The organism is Ruegeria sp. CJ6 (assembly GCF_056536665.1).
This window is the reverse complement of sequence record NZ_JBQFQB010000002.1, coordinates 272881-288642: the sequence shown is the minus strand read 5'-3', so window position 1 is coordinate 288642 and position 15762 is coordinate 272881. Positions and strand designations below refer to the sequence as shown.

Annotated in this window: 18 protein-coding genes; 15 read left to right on the top strand and 3 right to left on the bottom strand. The window is 57.3% G+C overall.

All coding sequences use genetic code 11. The features are described from left to right. The first annotated feature begins 35 nt into the window (after positions 1-35). The 4 genes from phnD to ACR0BT_RS07040 all read left to right on the top strand — a co-directional run bounded on the left by phnD (position 36) and on the right by ACR0BT_RS07040 (position 3827). Positions 36-947, top strand: a complete 912-nt coding sequence (gene phnD, locus ACR0BT_RS07055) for a phosphonate ABC transporter substrate-binding protein (protein WP_170407648.1) — start codon at positions 36-38, stop codon at positions 945-947. Between the two features lie 65 nt (positions 948-1012). Beyond that, the gene (phnE, locus tag ACR0BT_RS07050; RefSeq protein ID WP_170509514.1) at positions 1013-1888 is read left to right on the top strand and encodes a phosphonate ABC transporter, permease protein PhnE; all 876 of its coding nucleotides are present in this window, start codon (positions 1013-1015) and stop codon (positions 1886-1888) included. Beyond that, complete coding sequence (phnE, locus tag ACR0BT_RS07045; RefSeq protein WP_480762800.1) at positions 1885-3210, top strand: phosphonate ABC transporter, permease protein PhnE; 1326 nt, start codon at positions 1885-1887, stop codon at positions 3208-3210. The genes phnE (ACR0BT_RS07050) and phnE (ACR0BT_RS07045) overlap by 4 nt, the downstream gene beginning before the upstream one ends. Continuing rightward, entirely contained in the window at positions 3210-3827 is a 618-nt protein-coding gene (locus ACR0BT_RS07040; RefSeq protein WP_170407658.1) for a DapH/DapD/GlmU-related protein, read from the top strand. The genes phnE (ACR0BT_RS07045) and ACR0BT_RS07040 overlap by 1 nt, the downstream gene beginning before the upstream one ends. On the opposite strand, the gene phnF is transcribed toward ACR0BT_RS07040, so the two are convergent. Beyond that, complete coding sequence (phnF, locus tag ACR0BT_RS07035; protein WP_170407661.1) at positions 3824-4543, bottom strand: phosphonate metabolism transcriptional regulator PhnF; 720 nt, start codon at positions 4541-4543, stop codon at positions 3824-3826. The genes ACR0BT_RS07040 and phnF overlap by 4 nt on opposite strands. 81 nt (positions 4544-4624) lie before the next feature. On the opposite strand from phnF, the gene phnG reads away from it, so the two are divergent. Genes phnG through phnN form a run of 7 tightly spaced genes read left to right on the top strand, consistent with a single transcriptional unit; the run spans position 4625 to position 9581 of the window. After that, complete coding sequence (gene phnG, locus ACR0BT_RS07030) at positions 4625-5080, top strand: phosphonate C-P lyase system protein PhnG (protein ID WP_170394307.1); 456 nt, start codon at positions 4625-4627, stop codon at positions 5078-5080. Then, positions 5080-5643, top strand: a complete 564-nt coding sequence (gene phnH, locus ACR0BT_RS07025) for a phosphonate C-P lyase system protein PhnH (RefSeq protein WP_170407664.1) — start codon at positions 5080-5082, stop codon at positions 5641-5643. Before phnG ends, phnH begins: the two co-directional genes overlap by 1 nt. Further along, entirely contained in the window at positions 5643-6731 is a 1089-nt protein-coding gene (locus ACR0BT_RS07020; RefSeq protein ID WP_480762799.1) for a carbon-phosphorus lyase complex subunit, read from the top strand. The genes phnH and ACR0BT_RS07020 overlap by 1 nt, the downstream gene beginning before the upstream one ends. Further along, complete coding sequence (locus tag ACR0BT_RS07015; RefSeq protein WP_170509531.1) at positions 6728-7579, top strand: alpha-D-ribose 1-methylphosphonate 5-phosphate C-P-lyase PhnJ; 852 nt, start codon at positions 6728-6730, stop codon at positions 7577-7579. Before ACR0BT_RS07020 ends, ACR0BT_RS07015 begins: the two co-directional genes overlap by 4 nt. Continuing rightward, positions 7576-8346, top strand: coding sequence for a phosphonate C-P lyase system protein PhnK (gene phnK, locus ACR0BT_RS07010; RefSeq protein WP_480762798.1), 771 nt, complete (start codon positions 7576-7578; stop codon positions 8344-8346). The genes ACR0BT_RS07015 and phnK overlap by 4 nt, the downstream gene beginning before the upstream one ends. Positions 8347-8349: 3 nt before the next feature. Further along, on the top strand, positions 8350-9033 hold the full coding sequence (gene phnL, locus ACR0BT_RS07005; protein ID WP_170394324.1) for a phosphonate C-P lyase system protein PhnL: 684 nt from the start codon (positions 8350-8352) through the stop codon (positions 9031-9033). Continuing rightward, positions 9030-9581: a phosphonate metabolism protein/1,5-bisphosphokinase (PRPP-forming) PhnN gene (gene phnN / locus ACR0BT_RS07000; protein ID WP_480762797.1), complete on the top strand. Its 552-nt coding sequence runs from the start codon at positions 9030-9032 to the stop codon at positions 9579-9581. The genes phnL and phnN overlap by 4 nt, the downstream gene beginning before the upstream one ends. On the opposite strand, the gene ACR0BT_RS06995 is transcribed toward phnN, so the two are convergent. Further along, positions 9557-10228, bottom strand: a complete 672-nt coding sequence (locus ACR0BT_RS06995) for a DUF1045 domain-containing protein (protein WP_480762796.1) — start codon at positions 10226-10228, stop codon at positions 9557-9559. The genes phnN and ACR0BT_RS06995 overlap by 25 nt on opposite strands. A 49-nt stretch (positions 10229-10277) precedes the next feature. Here ACR0BT_RS06995 and ACR0BT_RS06990 point away from each other — a divergent pair, with 49 nt between their 5' ends. From ACR0BT_RS06990 to ACR0BT_RS06980, 3 genes are all read left to right on the top strand, one after another. After that, positions 10278-11420, top strand: coding sequence for an alpha-D-ribose 1-methylphosphonate 5-triphosphate diphosphatase (locus tag ACR0BT_RS06990; RefSeq protein WP_480760884.1), 1143 nt, complete (start codon positions 10278-10280; stop codon positions 11418-11420). A gap of 445 nt (positions 11421-11865) precedes the next feature. Next, positions 11866-13014 (top strand): TolC family protein, encoded by a 1149-nt coding sequence (locus tag ACR0BT_RS06985; RefSeq protein WP_480762795.1) that lies wholly within the window; start codon positions 11866-11868, stop codon positions 13012-13014. A 447-nt stretch (positions 13015-13461) separates the two neighbouring features. Continuing rightward, entirely contained in the window at positions 13462-13731 is a 270-nt protein-coding gene (locus ACR0BT_RS06980) for a hypothetical protein (RefSeq protein ID WP_480762794.1), read from the top strand. A 463-nt stretch (positions 13732-14194) separates the two neighbouring features. Here the strand turns inward: ACR0BT_RS06980 and ACR0BT_RS06975 are convergent, their stop codons facing one another. After that, on the bottom strand, positions 14195-15193 hold the full coding sequence (locus tag ACR0BT_RS06975) for a zinc ABC transporter substrate-binding protein (protein ID WP_480762793.1): 999 nt from the start codon (positions 15191-15193) through the stop codon (positions 14195-14197). Between the two features lie 56 nt (positions 15194-15249). Between ACR0BT_RS06975 and ACR0BT_RS06970 the strand changes: the two genes are divergently transcribed. Then, positions 15250-15762, top strand: a complete 513-nt coding sequence (locus ACR0BT_RS06970; protein ID WP_223118497.1) for a Fur family transcriptional regulator — start codon at positions 15250-15252, stop codon at positions 15760-15762.

Sequence of the window (15762 nt, the reverse complement as noted above, 5' to 3'; positions counted from 1 at the left end):
GCGGGCCACCTTCATCTAACCGAACGGAGAAAACGATGAAAAAGACCCTCGCACTGGCGTTTGCCGCCACGACCGTTTTGAGCACTGCTGCTCTTGCCGAAGAAATCACCGAGTTTCGCATTGGCATCCTTGGTGGTGAAAATGCCCAGGACCGCATGAACTCGTACCAGTGTCTCGCAGACTATACCTCTGAGGCGTTAGGCGTTGAGACCAAGCTATTCGCCCCGGCGGACTACAACGGTGTGATACAGGGCCTGTTGGGCGGTACACTCGACATGGCATGGCTGGGTGCCTCTTCTTACGCGGCCACCTATCTGCAAGACCCCGAAGCAGTTGAGCCCGTTCTGATCAAGGTCAATGTGGATGGTTCAATCGGGTATCACTCGATCGGGTTCGCCCGTAAGGATAGTGGCGTCACCTCACTGGACGACATGAAAGGCAAAGTGTTTGGGTTTGGTGATCCGAACTCGACCTCAGGTTATCTGATCCCGTCGATCGAAATCCCGCAATACAAAGAAGGTATCACCATGGAGTCGGGTGAGTATTTCGGTGAGGTCAAATTCACTGGTGGCCACGAGCAGACGATCGTCGCTGTGAATAATGGCGACATTGATGGTGGTGTGACCTGGGCCGATGGTCAGGGCAACTGGGAAGATGGATACAATTCTGGTGCCCTGCGCAAAGCGGTTGACGCAGGTCTTGTCGACATGAACGACATGGTCCAGATCTGGAAATCGAACGTTATCCCCGAAGGCCCTGTGGTTCTGCGCAAGGCGTTGCCTGCCGATGTCCGTGCGACCATGACAGATCTTGTCGATGGCCTGCACGAGCGTGACCCCGATTGCGCTTATGGTGTGGCGGCAGGCGAGACGCTGGGTTTCCAGCCGGTATCGCATGACACCTACATCTCGATTGTTGAGGCCCGCAAAGCCAAAATCGGTGGCTAACGCGCGCACATGACATTTCCGGCAACCCATTGGGGTTGCCGGTCTTTATTCATTCGGGGCTCGGGATGGCAGATTTATCAATCGGTGCGGCGCCAGGCGGCGTCGAGACCATTCAATCCAGCTATATGGCACAAGTTCACAAGCGCAGGCTTTATGGCGGGCTGACGCTGCTGATCTTTGTGGTCCTGATGGTATCAGGTTTCAACATTGCGGATTCCCGAAACGCGGGTGGGTTCTGGGACGGATTGCATCAGATCGGTGATTACCCGGCGGATGTGCTGTCTGAAGCTTGGGAAAAGCGGGCCGATCTGCCTGGCCTGATCGTGAAGTACTTCCCTGCACTGGTTGAGACGGTGAACATTGCAGCAGTTTCCACGTTGATCGGGGCCATCGGTGGTCTGATCCTGTCGCTTCTTGGCACACGCGGGCTGGCGAAATGGCCGGGTTTAATCCCGGTCTTCCGGCGTATCTCGGATGTTATGCGCGCAGTGCCGGAAATCGTTATCGCGCTTGTGCTGATCTTCGTCCTTGGGGGCGGTCCGGTGCCGGCGATGATCGCTATCTCAATCCACACCGCAGGGGCGCTTGGTAAAATGTTCTCGGAAGTATCCGAAAACGCTGACCTGAAACCGGTTGAGGGGTTGGCTTCGACCGGGGCGACTTGGTCGAAACAGATGATGCTGGGTATCCTGCCACAGGTCGCGCCAAACTATATCAGCTACACGTTGCTGCGATTTGAGATCAATATCCGCGCTTCTGCTATCCTGGGCTTCGTCGGCGCGGGAGGGTTGGGTTACGAACTGCGCAATGCCATGGCTTGGGGTCCGGGTCGTTTTGACGAGGCCGGCGCGATTTTCATCCTGCTATTCAGCACCATCGTATTCTTCGATCAGGTGTCCAGCCGCTACCGCAACCGTCTGACCGAAGGGCAGGGCCAATGACCACAATTGATTGGAACTTCGGGCTGGACGAGGCCAAGCTTGATGCCGAAAAGCTATTTCAGCGTAAACGATTGATCGGCTTTAGCATCCCCGTCGTGATCCTCGTTTATCTCACCTACATCTTCTTCGCCTTCGACCTGCCGGGCCTTGCGCAACGTGCCAATCTGGACAACGCCGTTACACTGGCTTCTGATAGCTGGTCACACAAAGTGCATGTCACACGCAATAATCAGAGCGGTGAAGTGACCTATGCTGTTGAGGGCGAGCGTAAGGGCACTTATCCCGAGGGTAAACGTCCCGACTGGGTATCGGGTGAAGAGGTGACGACGATCGATCTGGGCCGCAATCATATCGTGCGGTTCCTGTCTGACAACCGGACCGAGATTGAAATACCCGACTTCCAGCTGATCGAAGTGCAGGCCAAGGGACGCCGCCTGACGACAAATCTGCCCTCTGAACTGCCCGACTGGATTTCCGCATCTGAACGGCGTGTTGGCGTCACAACGCCTGAGGGCCGGATCACCATGACGGGCGCTCGGACTGAAGTGTTCAACTATTTCCCGGGTTGGGAGCTGTTCTGGTTCACGCTTGACAGTCCCTACCACGGCCATGGGATTGGAGAGATCCTGTTTGGCGCGCAGATCGATCCAAGCCGTTCGAATATCGCAGGCGCAATCTCTGACTGGTGGAACAACGCGATGTGGCGGCATAAGGATGTGGCCTGGGCCATCGGAGAAACGATCCTGATGGCATTTCTGGGTACGATGGGTGCCGCGATGATCGCGCTGCCATTGGCCTTTCTCGCCGCCAAACGGTTTTCGCCGATCATGTTGCTTCGCGCCGCAACGCGCCGTCTTTTCGACTTTGTGCGCGGTGTGGACGCATTGATCTGGACTGTGGTTCTGGCTCGGGCCTTTGGCCCCGGACCATTGACCGGCGCGTTGGCGATTCTGATTACCGACACGGGCACGTTTGGCAAAATCTTCTCGGAGGCGTTGGAAAACGTTGATCAGAAACAGATCGAGGGGGTGTCCTCGACCGGGGCTAAACCGCTACAGCGATACCGGTTCGGGGTGATCCCGCAGGTTGTTCCCGTGCTGCTGGCCCAGATTCTATATTTCCTCGAGTCCAATACACGTTCGGCAACGATCATCGGTGCGATCACCGGTGGCGGCATCGGACTGATGCTGACGCAAGCCATCCAGACGCAGAAAGATTGGGAAGAGGTCGCCTATTACATTGTCCTGATCATCATCATGGTGATGTTCATGGATTGGGCCTCGGGCTGGTTGCGCGGCAAGCTGATCGGGCGGAAAGACTGATGGCGCGGCTTTCAGCGGAACAGCCCTGCATTCACCCCGAATGTGAGATTACCGAAAGCACGTTCGGGGCCTATGTTGAAATCGGCAAGGGCAGTCGCGTCGTACATACAAAAATGGGCGACTACAGCTATTGCGATCGTTATGCCGACATCGCCAACGCGAAGGTCGGTAAGTTCGCCAACATCGCCGCGTTTTCGCGGATCGGCGCGACTGATCACCCGCTGCACACGGCGTCCTGTCACCATTTCCTGTATCGCTCGAACGATTATTGGGACGATGCGGATCGGGACGAGGTGTTTTTCAGTCACCGCAAATCCCGAATTGTCCATATCGGGAACGATACATGGATTGGCGCAGGCGCGATGATAAAGCCCGAGGTCACACTGGGTGACGGGGCTGTTGTGGCTGCGGGTGCCTTGGTGACGAAGGATGTAGACCCCTACACAATTGTTGCCGGTACACCTGCAAGACCCTTGCGACTGCGTCAGCCACGACACATCGCCGATCGGTTGATCGCATTGGCCTGGTGGAATTGGTCTCATGACAAGTTGCGGTTGGCGCTCGACGATTTCCGTGCTCTGACGGCTGATGCGTTTCTGGAGAAATACGAGCCTTAACTCTCAAGGGTCAGTGTCACCCGATCTCCAACAAACCAGGTTCGGCCAAATTCAACCGGTTGTCCCTTTTCGTCCACATTCACCCCGGATGATCTAAGCAGCGGATCACCTTCTGAAACCTGCAGATGTAGCGCTTGGGTGGCCGTTGCGCGCGTTGCCCTCAGACGGGTTGAGGCCCGAGTATAGTCAGTGACGCCCGACCTGTTTAATGCCTCGGTAACGCTGCTGGTCTCTTGCAGCGCAGCAGTGATGCCAGGCAGGCGCTCAAGGGGAAACATGCTTTCAAACACGGCAATCGGGTGCCCGTCCGCCAATGAGAGGCCGTGATACGCACAGATCTGATCACCGGGTGAAACGGTCAGTGCGGTGGCCTCGCCCTCGGTCGCTGCCCGTTCTTCAACATGAAGCACCCTCTTTTCTGGTCTGCGACCAGCAGCGATGAGGTTTTCATGGAACCGCACCCGCGAGCCGATGGGGTAATCGGTGGGCGTGGCTGCCACAAAAGCGCCCGCGCCCCGGCGCGTTCGGATTAGGCCCTCATCCACAAGGGCCGAGATGCCGTGACGCACCGTATGGCGGTTCACACCGAACCGCTCTGCCAGTGCCGCTTCGGTTGGCAGCTTATCACCCGGGCCATAGCGCCCTTCGGCCATATCGCTGCGAAGTGCGTCGGCAATGGCCTTCCAGATCGGGGTTTTGGTGGGAGTGTCACGCAAGTTTCACAAAATTCCTCTGTCTGACGGCGGCAAATATGATAAGATGTGTATAGTTGTATAGTATATGGAAAAGTTGTCGAGATGAAAGACACTTTTGATGAAAACGCGGACCGGAAGGCTTGGATGAGCCTGCTGGCCAAAGCGCCGGAGGGGCGCGTGGCCGCACTGTTGGATGCAGCGATGCCTCGCCCCGGCTTCACATGGCTGCGTGCTCCTGAGATTGGCAGCACCATGGTTCGGGCTCGCGCAGGTGGGACTGGTGCGCCGTTCAATCTGGGCGAAATGACGGTAACACGCTGTGCGCTGACTCTGGGGGCGGGCGAAGTCGGACATGCCTATATACAAGGCCGTCGGAAAGAAGATGCCGAAGTCGCCGCGCTGGTTGATGCACTGATGCAGACAGATGTGTCTGATCTGTTGCGCACAAAAGTGCTGACCCCTTTGCGAGATGAGCTGACCAATGCAAAGGCCGCGCGTGCCGCCAAAGCCGCAGCCACTAAGGTTGATTTCTTCACCATGGTACGAGGAGAGGATTGATGCAGTCAGAAGCCCTGATCGGCGGTTTCAAGAATCCCGCGATCCAATCTGCCCACGCCTTTCGCAGCGTGATGGAAGCAATGGCGCGTCCCGGTACCGTGCAAGAGATTTCTGGCGCAGTTCCTCCGGCCCCAATGTCACCAGCAGCAGGTGCGGTGTTGTTGACGCTTTGCGACACTGAGACGCCCGTTTATCTGGCAGGTGCGCTAGATTGCGACGCCGTACGCAGCTGGCTTGCATTCCACACCGGCGCACCGCTGACCGGCCCGTCGCATTGTATGTTTGCCATTGGTGCGTGGTTGGATCTGGAACCATTGAACGCATACCCGATCGGGACGTCTGAATATCCGGATCGTTCTGCCACGTTGATCGTGGAATGCCCCGAACTCATCGCTTCAGGGGCGACGCTGACAGGTCCGGGAATCAAGGATAAAGCCGCGCTTTCATTGCCCGAGCTTGAGGCGTTTCAGCATAATCAGACGCTATATCCACTGGGGCTCGACTTCATCTTCACGAATAGCAGCCGCCTAGCGGCTTTGCCAAGAACGACCGAGGTGTCCTGATGTATGTCGCAGTAAAAGGCGGTGAGCGCGCGATTGAGAACGCCCACGCTTGGCTTGCCGAAGAACGCCGCGGTGATACCGATGTGGCGGAACTGAGCATCGCGCAAATCCGCGAACAGCTTAGCCTGGCGGTCAATCGGGTTATGGCCGAAGGCTCGTTGTTCGATCCTGATCTGGCCGCGCTTGCGATCAAGCAGGCGCGCGGCGATCTGATCGAGGCCATCTTCTTAATCCGCGCCTATCGAACCACGTTGCCACGCTTTGGCGCATCCGAGCCTGTTGATACCGGGGCAATGGCTTGTGACCGGCGCATTTCGGCAACCTTCAAGGATTTGCCGGGCGGGCAGGTGCTTGGGCCGACCTTCGACTACACTCATCGCTTACTGGATTTCAAACTGGCTGCTGATGGTGAGGTGCCCAAAGCCCCAGCGCGCGAAGCTGAACTGGGTGATGTGCCGCATGTCACGGATTTCCTCAATCGCGAAGGCCTGATCGAGGAAGCGCCGCATGACGATACGCCGCCACCTGATCTGACCCGCGAGCCGCTTGAAATGCCCGCCGATCGCGCCCTGCGCCTTCAGGCGCTGACCCGCGCGGATGAAGGTTTCACCCTCGGTCTGGCGTATTCCACACAGCGCGGATACGCGCGCAATCATGCCTTTGTTGGTGAGCTTCGGATCGGGTCCGTGCCGGTTGAAATGGAGATCCCTGAACTCGGCTTTGCCATCGAAATCGGTGAGGTCGTTCTGACCGAATGCGAAACGGTTAACCAGTTCAAGGGCTCCAAAACCGAGCCGCCGCAATTCACCCGAGGTTATGGGCTTGTGTTTGGTCAGACGGAACGCAAGGCGATCTCGATGGCTTTGGTCGACCGTGCGCTGCGGTGGGAAGAACTGGGTGAGGATAATGTTGGCGCACCTGCTCAGGATGCCGAGTTTGTCCTCTATCACGCGGACAACATACAGGCGACGGGGTTTCTAGAGCATATCAAGCTGCCGCATTACGTCGACTTCCAGTCTGAACTGGAACTGGTGCGCAAACTACGCCGCGAGGCTGGCGCGGATCAGGTGCAGGAGGCTGCGGAATGAACGCCTATAACTTTGCTTATCTGGACGAGCAGACCAAGCGGATGATCCGCCGTGCAATTCTGAAAAGTCTGGCGATCCCGGGCTATCAGGTGCCGTTTGCCTCGCGCGAAATGCCTATGCCGTATGGCTGGGGTACGGGCGGTGTGCAGGTCTCGGCCGCTGTGTTGACCCCGGATGACACGTTCAAGGTGATCGATCAGGGCTCGGACGATACCACAAACGCGGTCTCGATCCGCACCTTCTTTGAACGCACTGCAGGGGTTGAAACAACCACAACGACAAGCGACGCCTCCGTGATTCAGACTCGCCACCGGATTCCCGAGGAGCCGCTGCAAGAGGGTCAGATTCTTGTCTATCAGGTGCCTATACCTGAGCCGTTGCGCTTTCTGGAACCGCGAGAGAGCGAAACCCGCAAGATGCACAGCCTTGAGGAATACGGGCTGATGCATGTGAAGCTGTACGAAGATATCAGTCGTCACGGGCATATCGCGACGTCGTATGCTTACCCGGTGAAGGTCGAAGGCCGCTATGTGATGGACCCGTCGCCAATCCCGAAATTCGATAACCCAAAGCTTGGTGATATGGCTGCGATCCAGCTGTTCGGAGCTGGGCGTGAACAACGGATCTACGCGCTGCCACCCTACACGCAGGTTGTCTCACTGGATTTTGAGGATCATCCGTTTGAGGCGTCCAAGGCCGACCAAGCCTGCGGCTTGTGCGGTGCCGAGGACAGCTATCTGGACGAGGTAATCATCGATGACGCGGGTGGGCGGATGTTCGTCTGCTCGGATACCGATTATTGCGAGGCGCGCCAGGCGGCGGGTCACAAAGGAAAGGACGCCGCATGACACCTTTGCTGTCTGTTCGGGACATCACAAAGCGCTATGGCCCAAATATTGGCTGTGCCGCTGTGTCATTCGACCTCTATCCCGGTGAGGTCATGGGGATCGTTGGCGAAAGCGGGTCAGGTAAGTCGACACTGCTGAATTGCATGGCCGGGCATCTGACCCCGGATGCCGGAGAGGTTGTGTTCGACACCCGCGCAAAAGGTCCGCAGGACACGGTAACGATGTCCGAGCCCGAGCGCCGGATGCTGAGCCGCACCGATTGGGCCTTTGTCCACCAACATGCACGCGACGGGTTGCGCATGGGCGTCAGTGCCGGTGGGAATGTAGGTGAACGGCTGATGGCCGTTGGAGAGCGTCACTATGGCGACATACGTGACAAGGCCACGGATTGGCTTCAACGAGTGGAGATCGATGCCTCCCGTGTGGATGATCGCCCGACGACATTTTCGGGTGGGATGCAGCAGCGCCTGCAGATTGCACGAAACCTCGTGACCGGTCCTCGGCTGGTGTTCATGGATGAGCCAACGGGCGGTCTGGACGTGTCCGTTCAGGCGCGGTTGCTCGACTTGTTGCGTGGGTTAGTTCGCGACATGGGCTTGTCGGCGATCATCGTCACGCATGATCTGGCCGTGGTGCGCCTGCTGGCAGATCGGTTGATGGTGATGAAATCGGGCCGCGTGGTCGAGGCAGGCCTGACCGATCAAGTGCTGGATGACCCGCAACACGCCTATAGCCAACTTCTTGTCAGTTCCGTTTTGCAGGTGTGAGCAATGATTGAGCTTAACAACGTCTCAAAGACTTTCACCCTCCATAATCAAGGTGCGGCCGTGATCGAGGTGCTGAGCGATGTATCCTTCTCGGTCTCTCCGGGCGAATGCGTAGCGCTGACGGGCGCGTCTGGAGCGGGCAAGTCCACCCTCATGCGTATGATCTATGGCAACTATCTGGCCCGAAGCGGAGAAATTCGCATCGGTGATGTGGATATCGTGCAGGCAGAGCCTCGGACAGTTATCGCCCTGCGCCGCGAGGTTCTGGGCTATGTCAGCCAGTTCCTGCGCGTGGTGCCGCGCGTGCCCACAGTTGATGTGGTGGCCGAGCCCTTGCGGGCTGTGGGCATTTCCGCTGCTGACGCGAAGGCGCGGGCTGAAGCTCTGTTGCGGCAACTGAACATTCCTGAGCGGCTCTGGACCCTTTCACCGACTACCTTCTCGGGTGGTGAACAGCAGCGTGTCAACATCGCACGCGGGTTCGCCCATTCCTATCCCGCGATGCTGTTGGATGAGCCGACTGCCAGTCTGGATGCGGCCAATCGCGAGGTTGTTCTAAGGCTCATCGAAGAGGCAAAGGCGCGTGGTACTGCAATCATCGGCATTTTCCATGACGAAGCGGCTAGGGCGCGCGTTTGTGATCGCGAAATCGACGCCAGTCAGTTTTCACCCGAGGTCGCGGCATGACCCGGGGTCGCCTCATCGCTGTGGTTGGCCCGTCGGGGGCTGGCAAAGACAGTGTGATGCTAGGGCTTTGTGACTTGTTGCCCGATTTGCATTTGGTGCGCCGCGTCATCACCCGGGCACCAGAGTTGGGCGGGGAAGACTATGACGCCGTCGAAATCGCCGAATTTGAAGAAATGGCGGCGAATGGTGCCTTTGCGGTGCATTGGGTTGCTCATGGGCTTTGCTACGGGATACCGGTTGCCGTCAAAGATCGGCTGAGTGATGGCGCAGATTGTCTGGCAAATTTCTCGCGTAAAGCTCTGCTCGAGGCCGCAGAAAAATTCCCGCGCTTCATTGTCCTGAATATCACCGCGAAGCCGGAAACTCTTGCACGGCGTTTGACGGCTCGCGGCCGAGAAAGCGATAGCGAGATTGCAAATCGGCTTGCTCAGGCAGAAAAACCCTTGCCCGATGGGTTGGACGTTATCACCATTTCCAACGACGGCCCGCTGGCCGAGACGGTTGCGCGCGCCGCAGGGGTCCTTCAACCAGCGAGCGCGTACCGATGAATAAGCTCGAAACGCCCATCAATGCGCTCGCCGCACAAGGCAATTTGGTCGATGACGAAGGGCTCGGGCAAGGCTGGCAAATGGCGGTGCAGCGCCTCGGTCCACACAGGAATATCGCCATTCGGCAGCCGACCCGTCAGCGTCATGTGAAACCGAAACTCGTCCATCACATAGGGATAACCCCACTCGATCAACAGTGCGTCCTGACGTTGGCTCAACCTTGCACCGCGCCGCCGCTCAAGTTCAGCCTCGTTGGTTGGGGCGCGAAACGGGTCAAGCTCACGTACACACGCCGCAGCAATTCTTTGCAAGCCGCTCACATCGCCCTGTGGGGTCAAGGCGAGAAACCGGCCCAGCCTCGTCAGACTCAGCCCTTCACAGTTCGAAGGCGCCAGGCCAGCGGCCATCTCAGACGCCGCCGCTTTCAGGGCTTCAAGCGAATAACCTCCGGCAAGTTGAAAGGGTGGTTTCAGCGTTCCGTGAAAGCCGTATTTGCGCGGTGTCATCGTAACGTCATGCAAATCGGGCAGATCGGGCTGAGGCACCTCGCAGCCCTGCACGACATCCCATCCCAGCCAGCGCGCGCCGAACTGTTCCAATGGTCCTTCGGGCGGCACGTAGTAGATTGCAAATCGAGAGTATGACATGAATTCCCCTTTTCCCGCGCCCTCTTTGGCAAAGGCTTGTGACAGCGATATGTCAGATAATCTGTGCCTTGCGAATGCCCAGCTTGTGATGCCCGATCGGGTAGTAACCGGTTCGGTGACAATCGAACAGGGCATCATTTCCGAGATCACCGAAGGGGATCATGTTCCGACCGGCGCGGTCGATTGTGCAGGTGATTACATCCTTCCGGGACTGGTCGAGCTGCACACCGACAATATCGAACGTCATATCGAGCCTCGCCCGGAAGTGGACTGGCCTCATCTTCCGGCCCTGATCGCGCATGATAGCGAGCTGGCTTCGACCGGAATCACAACTGTGTTCGACGCCATGCGAGTAGGTTCCATTCACAGCGGCAAGGGCCGTTACATCGACTATGCCCGCAAACTGGCGGACGAACTGTTGTCGGCGCGCGCCGCAGGCTATTTCAAGATCAGCCATTTCCTTCACCTGCGGGCCGAGATCTGCTCGGAGACACTGCTTGAGGAATTGGCGACCTTCGGGCCGGAAGACAGGGTTGGCATTGTCAGTCTGATGGACCACACGCCGGGTCAACGCCAATTCAGCGATCTGAGTGCATTGAAGACCTATGTCGCCAAAAAGCGCGGTATGACCGACGCCGATTTCGTTGCACATGTCGAGAACCTGCGTGGTCTGCAGCAGCGTTTCGGAGAAAAGCACGAAGCCGGTGCAGTGATCGAGGCCGCCCGTCTTGGCGCCGCGCTGGCCAGCCATGACGATACCACGGCGCAGCATGTCGAAAAATCGTCCGAAAATGGTGTGACTTTCGCCGAGTTCCCAACCACGTTCGAGGCGGCCGAGGCCTGCCGTACCCGCAACATCGCCGTCATGATGGGTGCCCCGAATCTGATCCGTGGCGGCTCGCATTCCGGCAATGTCGCGGCTGAAGATCTTGCAAAGGCCGATCTTCTGGAAATTGTGTCTTCCGACTACGTGCCCTCTGCGCTACTGCTGTCGGCTTTTCATCTTGCCAATGTTTGGGACGACCTGCCTCGTGCTGTGGCCACGGTTACACGTAATCCTGCGACGGCTGTTGGTCTTGATGACCGTGGCATCCTGAATGTTGGCCTGCGCGGTGACGTTCTGCGTGTGCGTCGCATGGGTCAAACACCAGTTTTGCGCGGTGTCTGGAGCCAAGGCAACAAGGTTGGATGAGTTGTGATTGGTTGAATCGCACTTGCCAAACAGAACATGGCTGGCGGCCGAAAGCTCGCGGATTACCAGATGGGATCTGCGCCCTTGCTCCGCTTGATTTTTTTGGACCCGCATCTTGATAAACCGATGTCGTGCCAGAACATTAAACTCGTAAAGAATATGGTTACTTTTTTACCGCACTTTCTCCTGTAACGCAAAATGCGGGCAGCAAGTTCCACGATTAACTGACTGGAAATTTGTTGCTTATCTCAGAGTTGAAATCAGGAGCTTTGGCGGGATGAGGGCATGGTTGTCGGTTGTGATAGCCACTATTATTTTGGCGGGCTGCAGTCAGGATTTACAGGGAACCAAGTCCTTTGATCCCGGGGCGACACCAGCCCCCGCTCCCTTATCGGGGGGGAATAATCTGAAGGGAAATGTCGCACGCACTGAATTCGCTGAGTTGGTGCGAAGGTCTGTCGCGACATCGCCCACCACCGCAGCCGGAGCCGCCAGCGTTTTGGCTTCGAAATCCCGCATTGATGCCGAGCAAGGCGCGTTCCTGCCGCAGATCGAGGCCGAGACATCCCTGACGTCCGATGGGGATACAGTACCGATCCTGCGGCTTAGCCAGATCATCTATGATGGTGGCAAAGTCTCGGGTCGTGTGGGTTTGCGTCAGATTGAAGCCCGGCAGACCTGGTTAAACGAATTGTCAGAGCTGAGCGCGCTGAGCTTCGAGGCCATCGAGACCATAATTGATCTGGATCGAAATCGCCGCCTCGAAGACCAAGCCCAGCAGAATCTGGATCGTACGGACGTTTTGGTCAGCGACCTCCAGTCCCGTTTTGATGCCGGGGCCGGATCGGTGGCAGATTTGCTGGCGGGGCAGGGGCGGAAGTCTAACGCCGAGACAGAATTAGCGCAGGCTCAGACGGATGTGGAACTGGCGACGGCAACATGGGTCGAAGTCTTCGGAACGCGACCCGATATAATTCCGACCATCCCCCCCGCACCCATTCTGGCAGCGGCCACCTCGCAGCAAATGGTTGCACGCAGCCCGCGTCTGCGTACTCAGGTCGCCTTCAGTCAAGTGCGTGAACAAGAGGTCGTGGTTGCCGAACGAGCGACCCGCCCAACACTCTCTGCGATTCTTGAGACAGATTTCGACCAGGGCAGTATCGACGACGGTGTGCAGGCCCGATTGGGTGTAACGGTCCCGATTTACCAAGGGGGATCCGCGCGCGCCAATGTCGAAACCGCAAGAGCGAATCTTCAACAAAGCCGGGCTGATGAAGAAGAATTGCGGCGCGAGTTGCAACGTAATCTCTCCCAGGCCTTGGAAGAGACCAATTCAATCCAGCGACGGCTCGCCACAGCCCGGCGCGCTGTCGAGATCAATGAGCAAGCGCTGGATGCAGCTCGTGGACAGTTTGATATCGGGCGCAGCACGCTGGTACAGATATTGGATGCGTTGCGCGAGTTGAATCTTGCGCAGGTTCGGGTGATCCAGCTTGAGGCTCAGGCACGTCGTGCAGAATATGCCGTGCTGGCGGTCACGGGCGATATCCTGGACGCGTTGGGTGTTGCACAGCCGACCGATCCAACCTTGTGATATCCGTCGTGAACCCGACTGCGACTAACCCGCTGAATACGCACCTCCGACTACTGACAGAGCATTTGGGTCTTGGGTTGTCCGAGGTGGATATCTTTCGGGTGTTCTAGGGCGATGAAGTCGCCTAGGCGGTCAGCGCAGTGGAAGCGGTGGGCTACAGTCAGGTTTTGGGAAAGCGCGGTTACTGAAACTGGACCTGTACTTGTTTCTGGTCCTGGCGTTTGCCCCAGATGTTCAACCTTTAGTGGTTCTGGATCGAGAAGACACCGACGCTTTCTTGCGATCGATGCCAGCAGCGGATTCAGCGAACCTCAGATCTGGCGGCGACAGGAAACACGGCTGCGCAAGACGCGCTGGATATTGCGCGCATAATGCTCGCGCCGTTCGGACGAGGACCGCTCTGCCCCGCAAGGCCAATGGTATTGGTCTGCGTTTAGCGATCTGCGCGTGGTCTACATTCAGAATATGTTGGCGGCGTTGGTGATAAGTGTGCTTGGGCCGACGACGTCGCTGTTCACCATGGTCGTTCATGACCCCATTCTGCCAAACGAAGTGGTTGATAGCTTGCTGGCTCTGGTCGTCGGGGTTGGCCTTGCACTGTTGTTCGATTTCCTGATCAAGAACCTGCGGACACGGTTCATCGATACAGCGGGAAAATGGGCGGACCTGAAGATCACCGAACGGCTGTTCAATCAGTTGATGGTGCTTAAAATGTAAGCCCGGGGCGGGCAGAATGGACGCATGGCCTAGTTCTTCGGGATTTTGAGGTCGTCCGGGATTTCTTTACGTCTGCCTCGCTGGTTGCTTTGGTCGATCTGCCCTTCCCTTTCGTATTCGTGGCGTGATCTGGGCGATTGGCGGGCCGCGACAGGCGATTGCGATCGCGTCGCGCGCGAGACTTGAGGCTCAGATATCCGGACAAGAATTTGATCTTCCCGACCGTACAGGTGTGGAGGCGGCGTTTCTGGAGGAATAGATTGGCGTGATCCAACCTCTGGTCGAGCGCGGCATCGAAAGTTCGCTGGCGATGATTGACTTGCGCCGGCAGCTTAGCCGTCAAATTGGACAGCTTAGAGAGGCCGGTAGCCGAATACTGATGACTTTGTTGGAGCGATGAGTGGAAAGACCACTCAGACTTCAGCTCGGTTGGAACCAAATCCCGACCGGGCTGTTGATTGAGTCAGAGGCACTCAGACAGTGTTTTGGCCAGATTGCGGATGAGTTGCGGGTACAGATCCGCTCCGGGTTCCAGATCAGATCCCAGCGGGTCCATGATGCCGGTTTTGGCTTCAGTACCTTCAAGAACGGTTGTGACGATCCCGGGGTTGAACTGCGGTTCGGTCATAACACAATCCACACCTTCGTCGCGGATACGGCTTTGAATTTCGGCGATCCTTGCCGGGCTTGAGGCAGTCGCGTCGCTGAGGGAAATTGCGCCCGAGGCCGGCAAGCCAAAGGCATCTTCGAAATACTGATAGGCATCGTGGAATACGATAAAGCTGCCACCTTTGACTGGTTCCAGTGTTTCGGTCACTTCCGCTGAAAGAGTGGCCATTTCTTCACGCGCGGCTGCCGCGTTTGCAAAGTAGGCATCTGCGTTGTCTGGGTCAGCTGCAGAAAGCTGCACCGCGATTGTGTTCAGCCAGATTTCCGCGTTTGCCGGAGAGAGCCAGGCATGAGGATCGTGCGCGCCATGTGCGTGGCCCTCATGAGCTTCTTGATCATCATGAGTATGCTCTTCCTCGTGACTATGCTCATCATGCTCTTCGTCCTCTGCATGATCATCGTTGTTTTTTTCGTCGCCATGGTCATGCGCTTCGAATGCTGCGTTTTCACGGATATCAAGCAGAACCGTTCCGTCCGACTCAAGCAATTCCGTAACCGATGCACCAGCGCTGAGCGTATCGACAGCGCCTTCCATCCAAGGGGTCAAGTCCTCGCCAATCCAGAATACCAGATCGGCCTCTTGCAGTGCGGCTGCTTCTGATGGACGAAGGTTGTATTCGTGAGGCGATGCGCCAGGTTGTATGATCAGATCAGGTGTTCCGACACCTTCCATCACCCGGGCCACCAATGAGTGAACGGGTGCGATGTCAACCGCAACCTTGGGTGCATCCGCCACGGCGTTTCCGGCCATCAATGCAGTGGTCATGGCTAGTGGGAGCAACTTTCTGGACATCAGGTTCTCTATGTGATTTTATAACATTGCGACCGACCTATATGATATGGAGTAACATGACAAGCGAGACGCACCCTATTTCGGTTGTTGAAGATGCGCCGGTAGGATTTCAGGAGCATGATCACAAGAATTGCGTCGAAACGGCGTTGGCCACAGCGGATGCTCGGTGCAGGGAAGAAGGGTTGCGGCTAACCCCTGTGCGGCGAAAAGTTCTTGAAATGCTGTTGCAAGATCACAAGTCGCTTGGGGCTTACGCTATACTTGATCGTTTGCGCGAAGCCGGTTTTGGCTCGCAGCCGCCGGTGGCTTATCGCGCGCTGGATTTTCTGGTCCAGTACGGGTTCGTCCATAAGATTGAACGTTTGAACGCCTTTGTGGCCTGCTCTCATCCCGGAGAGGTCCATTCCCCGGCCTTCATGATCTGCAGAAAATGCGACGCTGTCGCCGAAGCTCAGTCGGCACCGTCCAATGGCGTCCTCGGCGCAGCCGCGCGCGCGGCGGGTTTCGAAATCGAGCGAACCGTTGTAGAAGCCGAGGGACTCTGCCCAGACTGCACCGAGAAGGCGTAG

Coding starts and splice junctions, on each gene's coding strand:
- phnD (WP_170407648.1), top strand. CDS start 36: ATGAAAAAGACCCTCGCACTGGCGTTTGCCGCCACGACCGTTTTGAGC.
- phnE (WP_170509514.1), top strand. CDS start 1,013: ATGGCAGATTTATCAATCGGTGCGGCGCCAGGCGGCGTCGAGACCATT.
- phnE (WP_480762800.1), top strand. CDS start 1,885: ATGACCACAATTGATTGGAACTTCGGGCTGGACGAGGCCAAGCTTGAT.
- ACR0BT_RS07040 (WP_170407658.1), top strand. CDS start 3,210: ATGGCGCGGCTTTCAGCGGAACAGCCCTGCATTCACCCCGAATGTGAG.
- phnG (WP_170394307.1), top strand. CDS start 4,625: ATGAAAGACACTTTTGATGAAAACGCGGACCGGAAGGCTTGGATGAGC.
- phnH (WP_170407664.1), top strand. CDS start 5,080: ATGCAGTCAGAAGCCCTGATCGGCGGTTTCAAGAATCCCGCGATCCAA.
- ACR0BT_RS07020 (WP_480762799.1), top strand. CDS start 5,643: ATGTATGTCGCAGTAAAAGGCGGTGAGCGCGCGATTGAGAACGCCCAC.
- ACR0BT_RS07015 (WP_170509531.1), top strand. CDS start 6,728: ATGAACGCCTATAACTTTGCTTATCTGGACGAGCAGACCAAGCGGATG.
- phnK (WP_480762798.1), top strand. CDS start 7,576: ATGACACCTTTGCTGTCTGTTCGGGACATCACAAAGCGCTATGGCCCA.
- phnL (WP_170394324.1), top strand. CDS start 8,350: ATGATTGAGCTTAACAACGTCTCAAAGACTTTCACCCTCCATAATCAA.
- phnN (WP_480762797.1), top strand. CDS start 9,030: ATGACCCGGGGTCGCCTCATCGCTGTGGTTGGCCCGTCGGGGGCTGGC.
- ACR0BT_RS06995 (WP_480762796.1), bottom strand. CDS start 10,228: ATGTCATACTCTCGATTTGCAATCTACTACGTGCCGCCCGAAGGACCA.
- ACR0BT_RS06990 (WP_480760884.1), top strand. CDS start 10,278: ATGTCAGATAATCTGTGCCTTGCGAATGCCCAGCTTGTGATGCCCGAT.
- ACR0BT_RS06975 (WP_480762793.1), bottom strand. CDS start 15,193: ATGTCCAGAAAGTTGCTCCCACTAGCCATGACCACTGCATTGATGGCC.
- ACR0BT_RS06970 (WP_223118497.1), top strand. CDS start 15,250: ATGACAAGCGAGACGCACCCTATTTCGGTTGTTGAAGATGCGCCGGTA.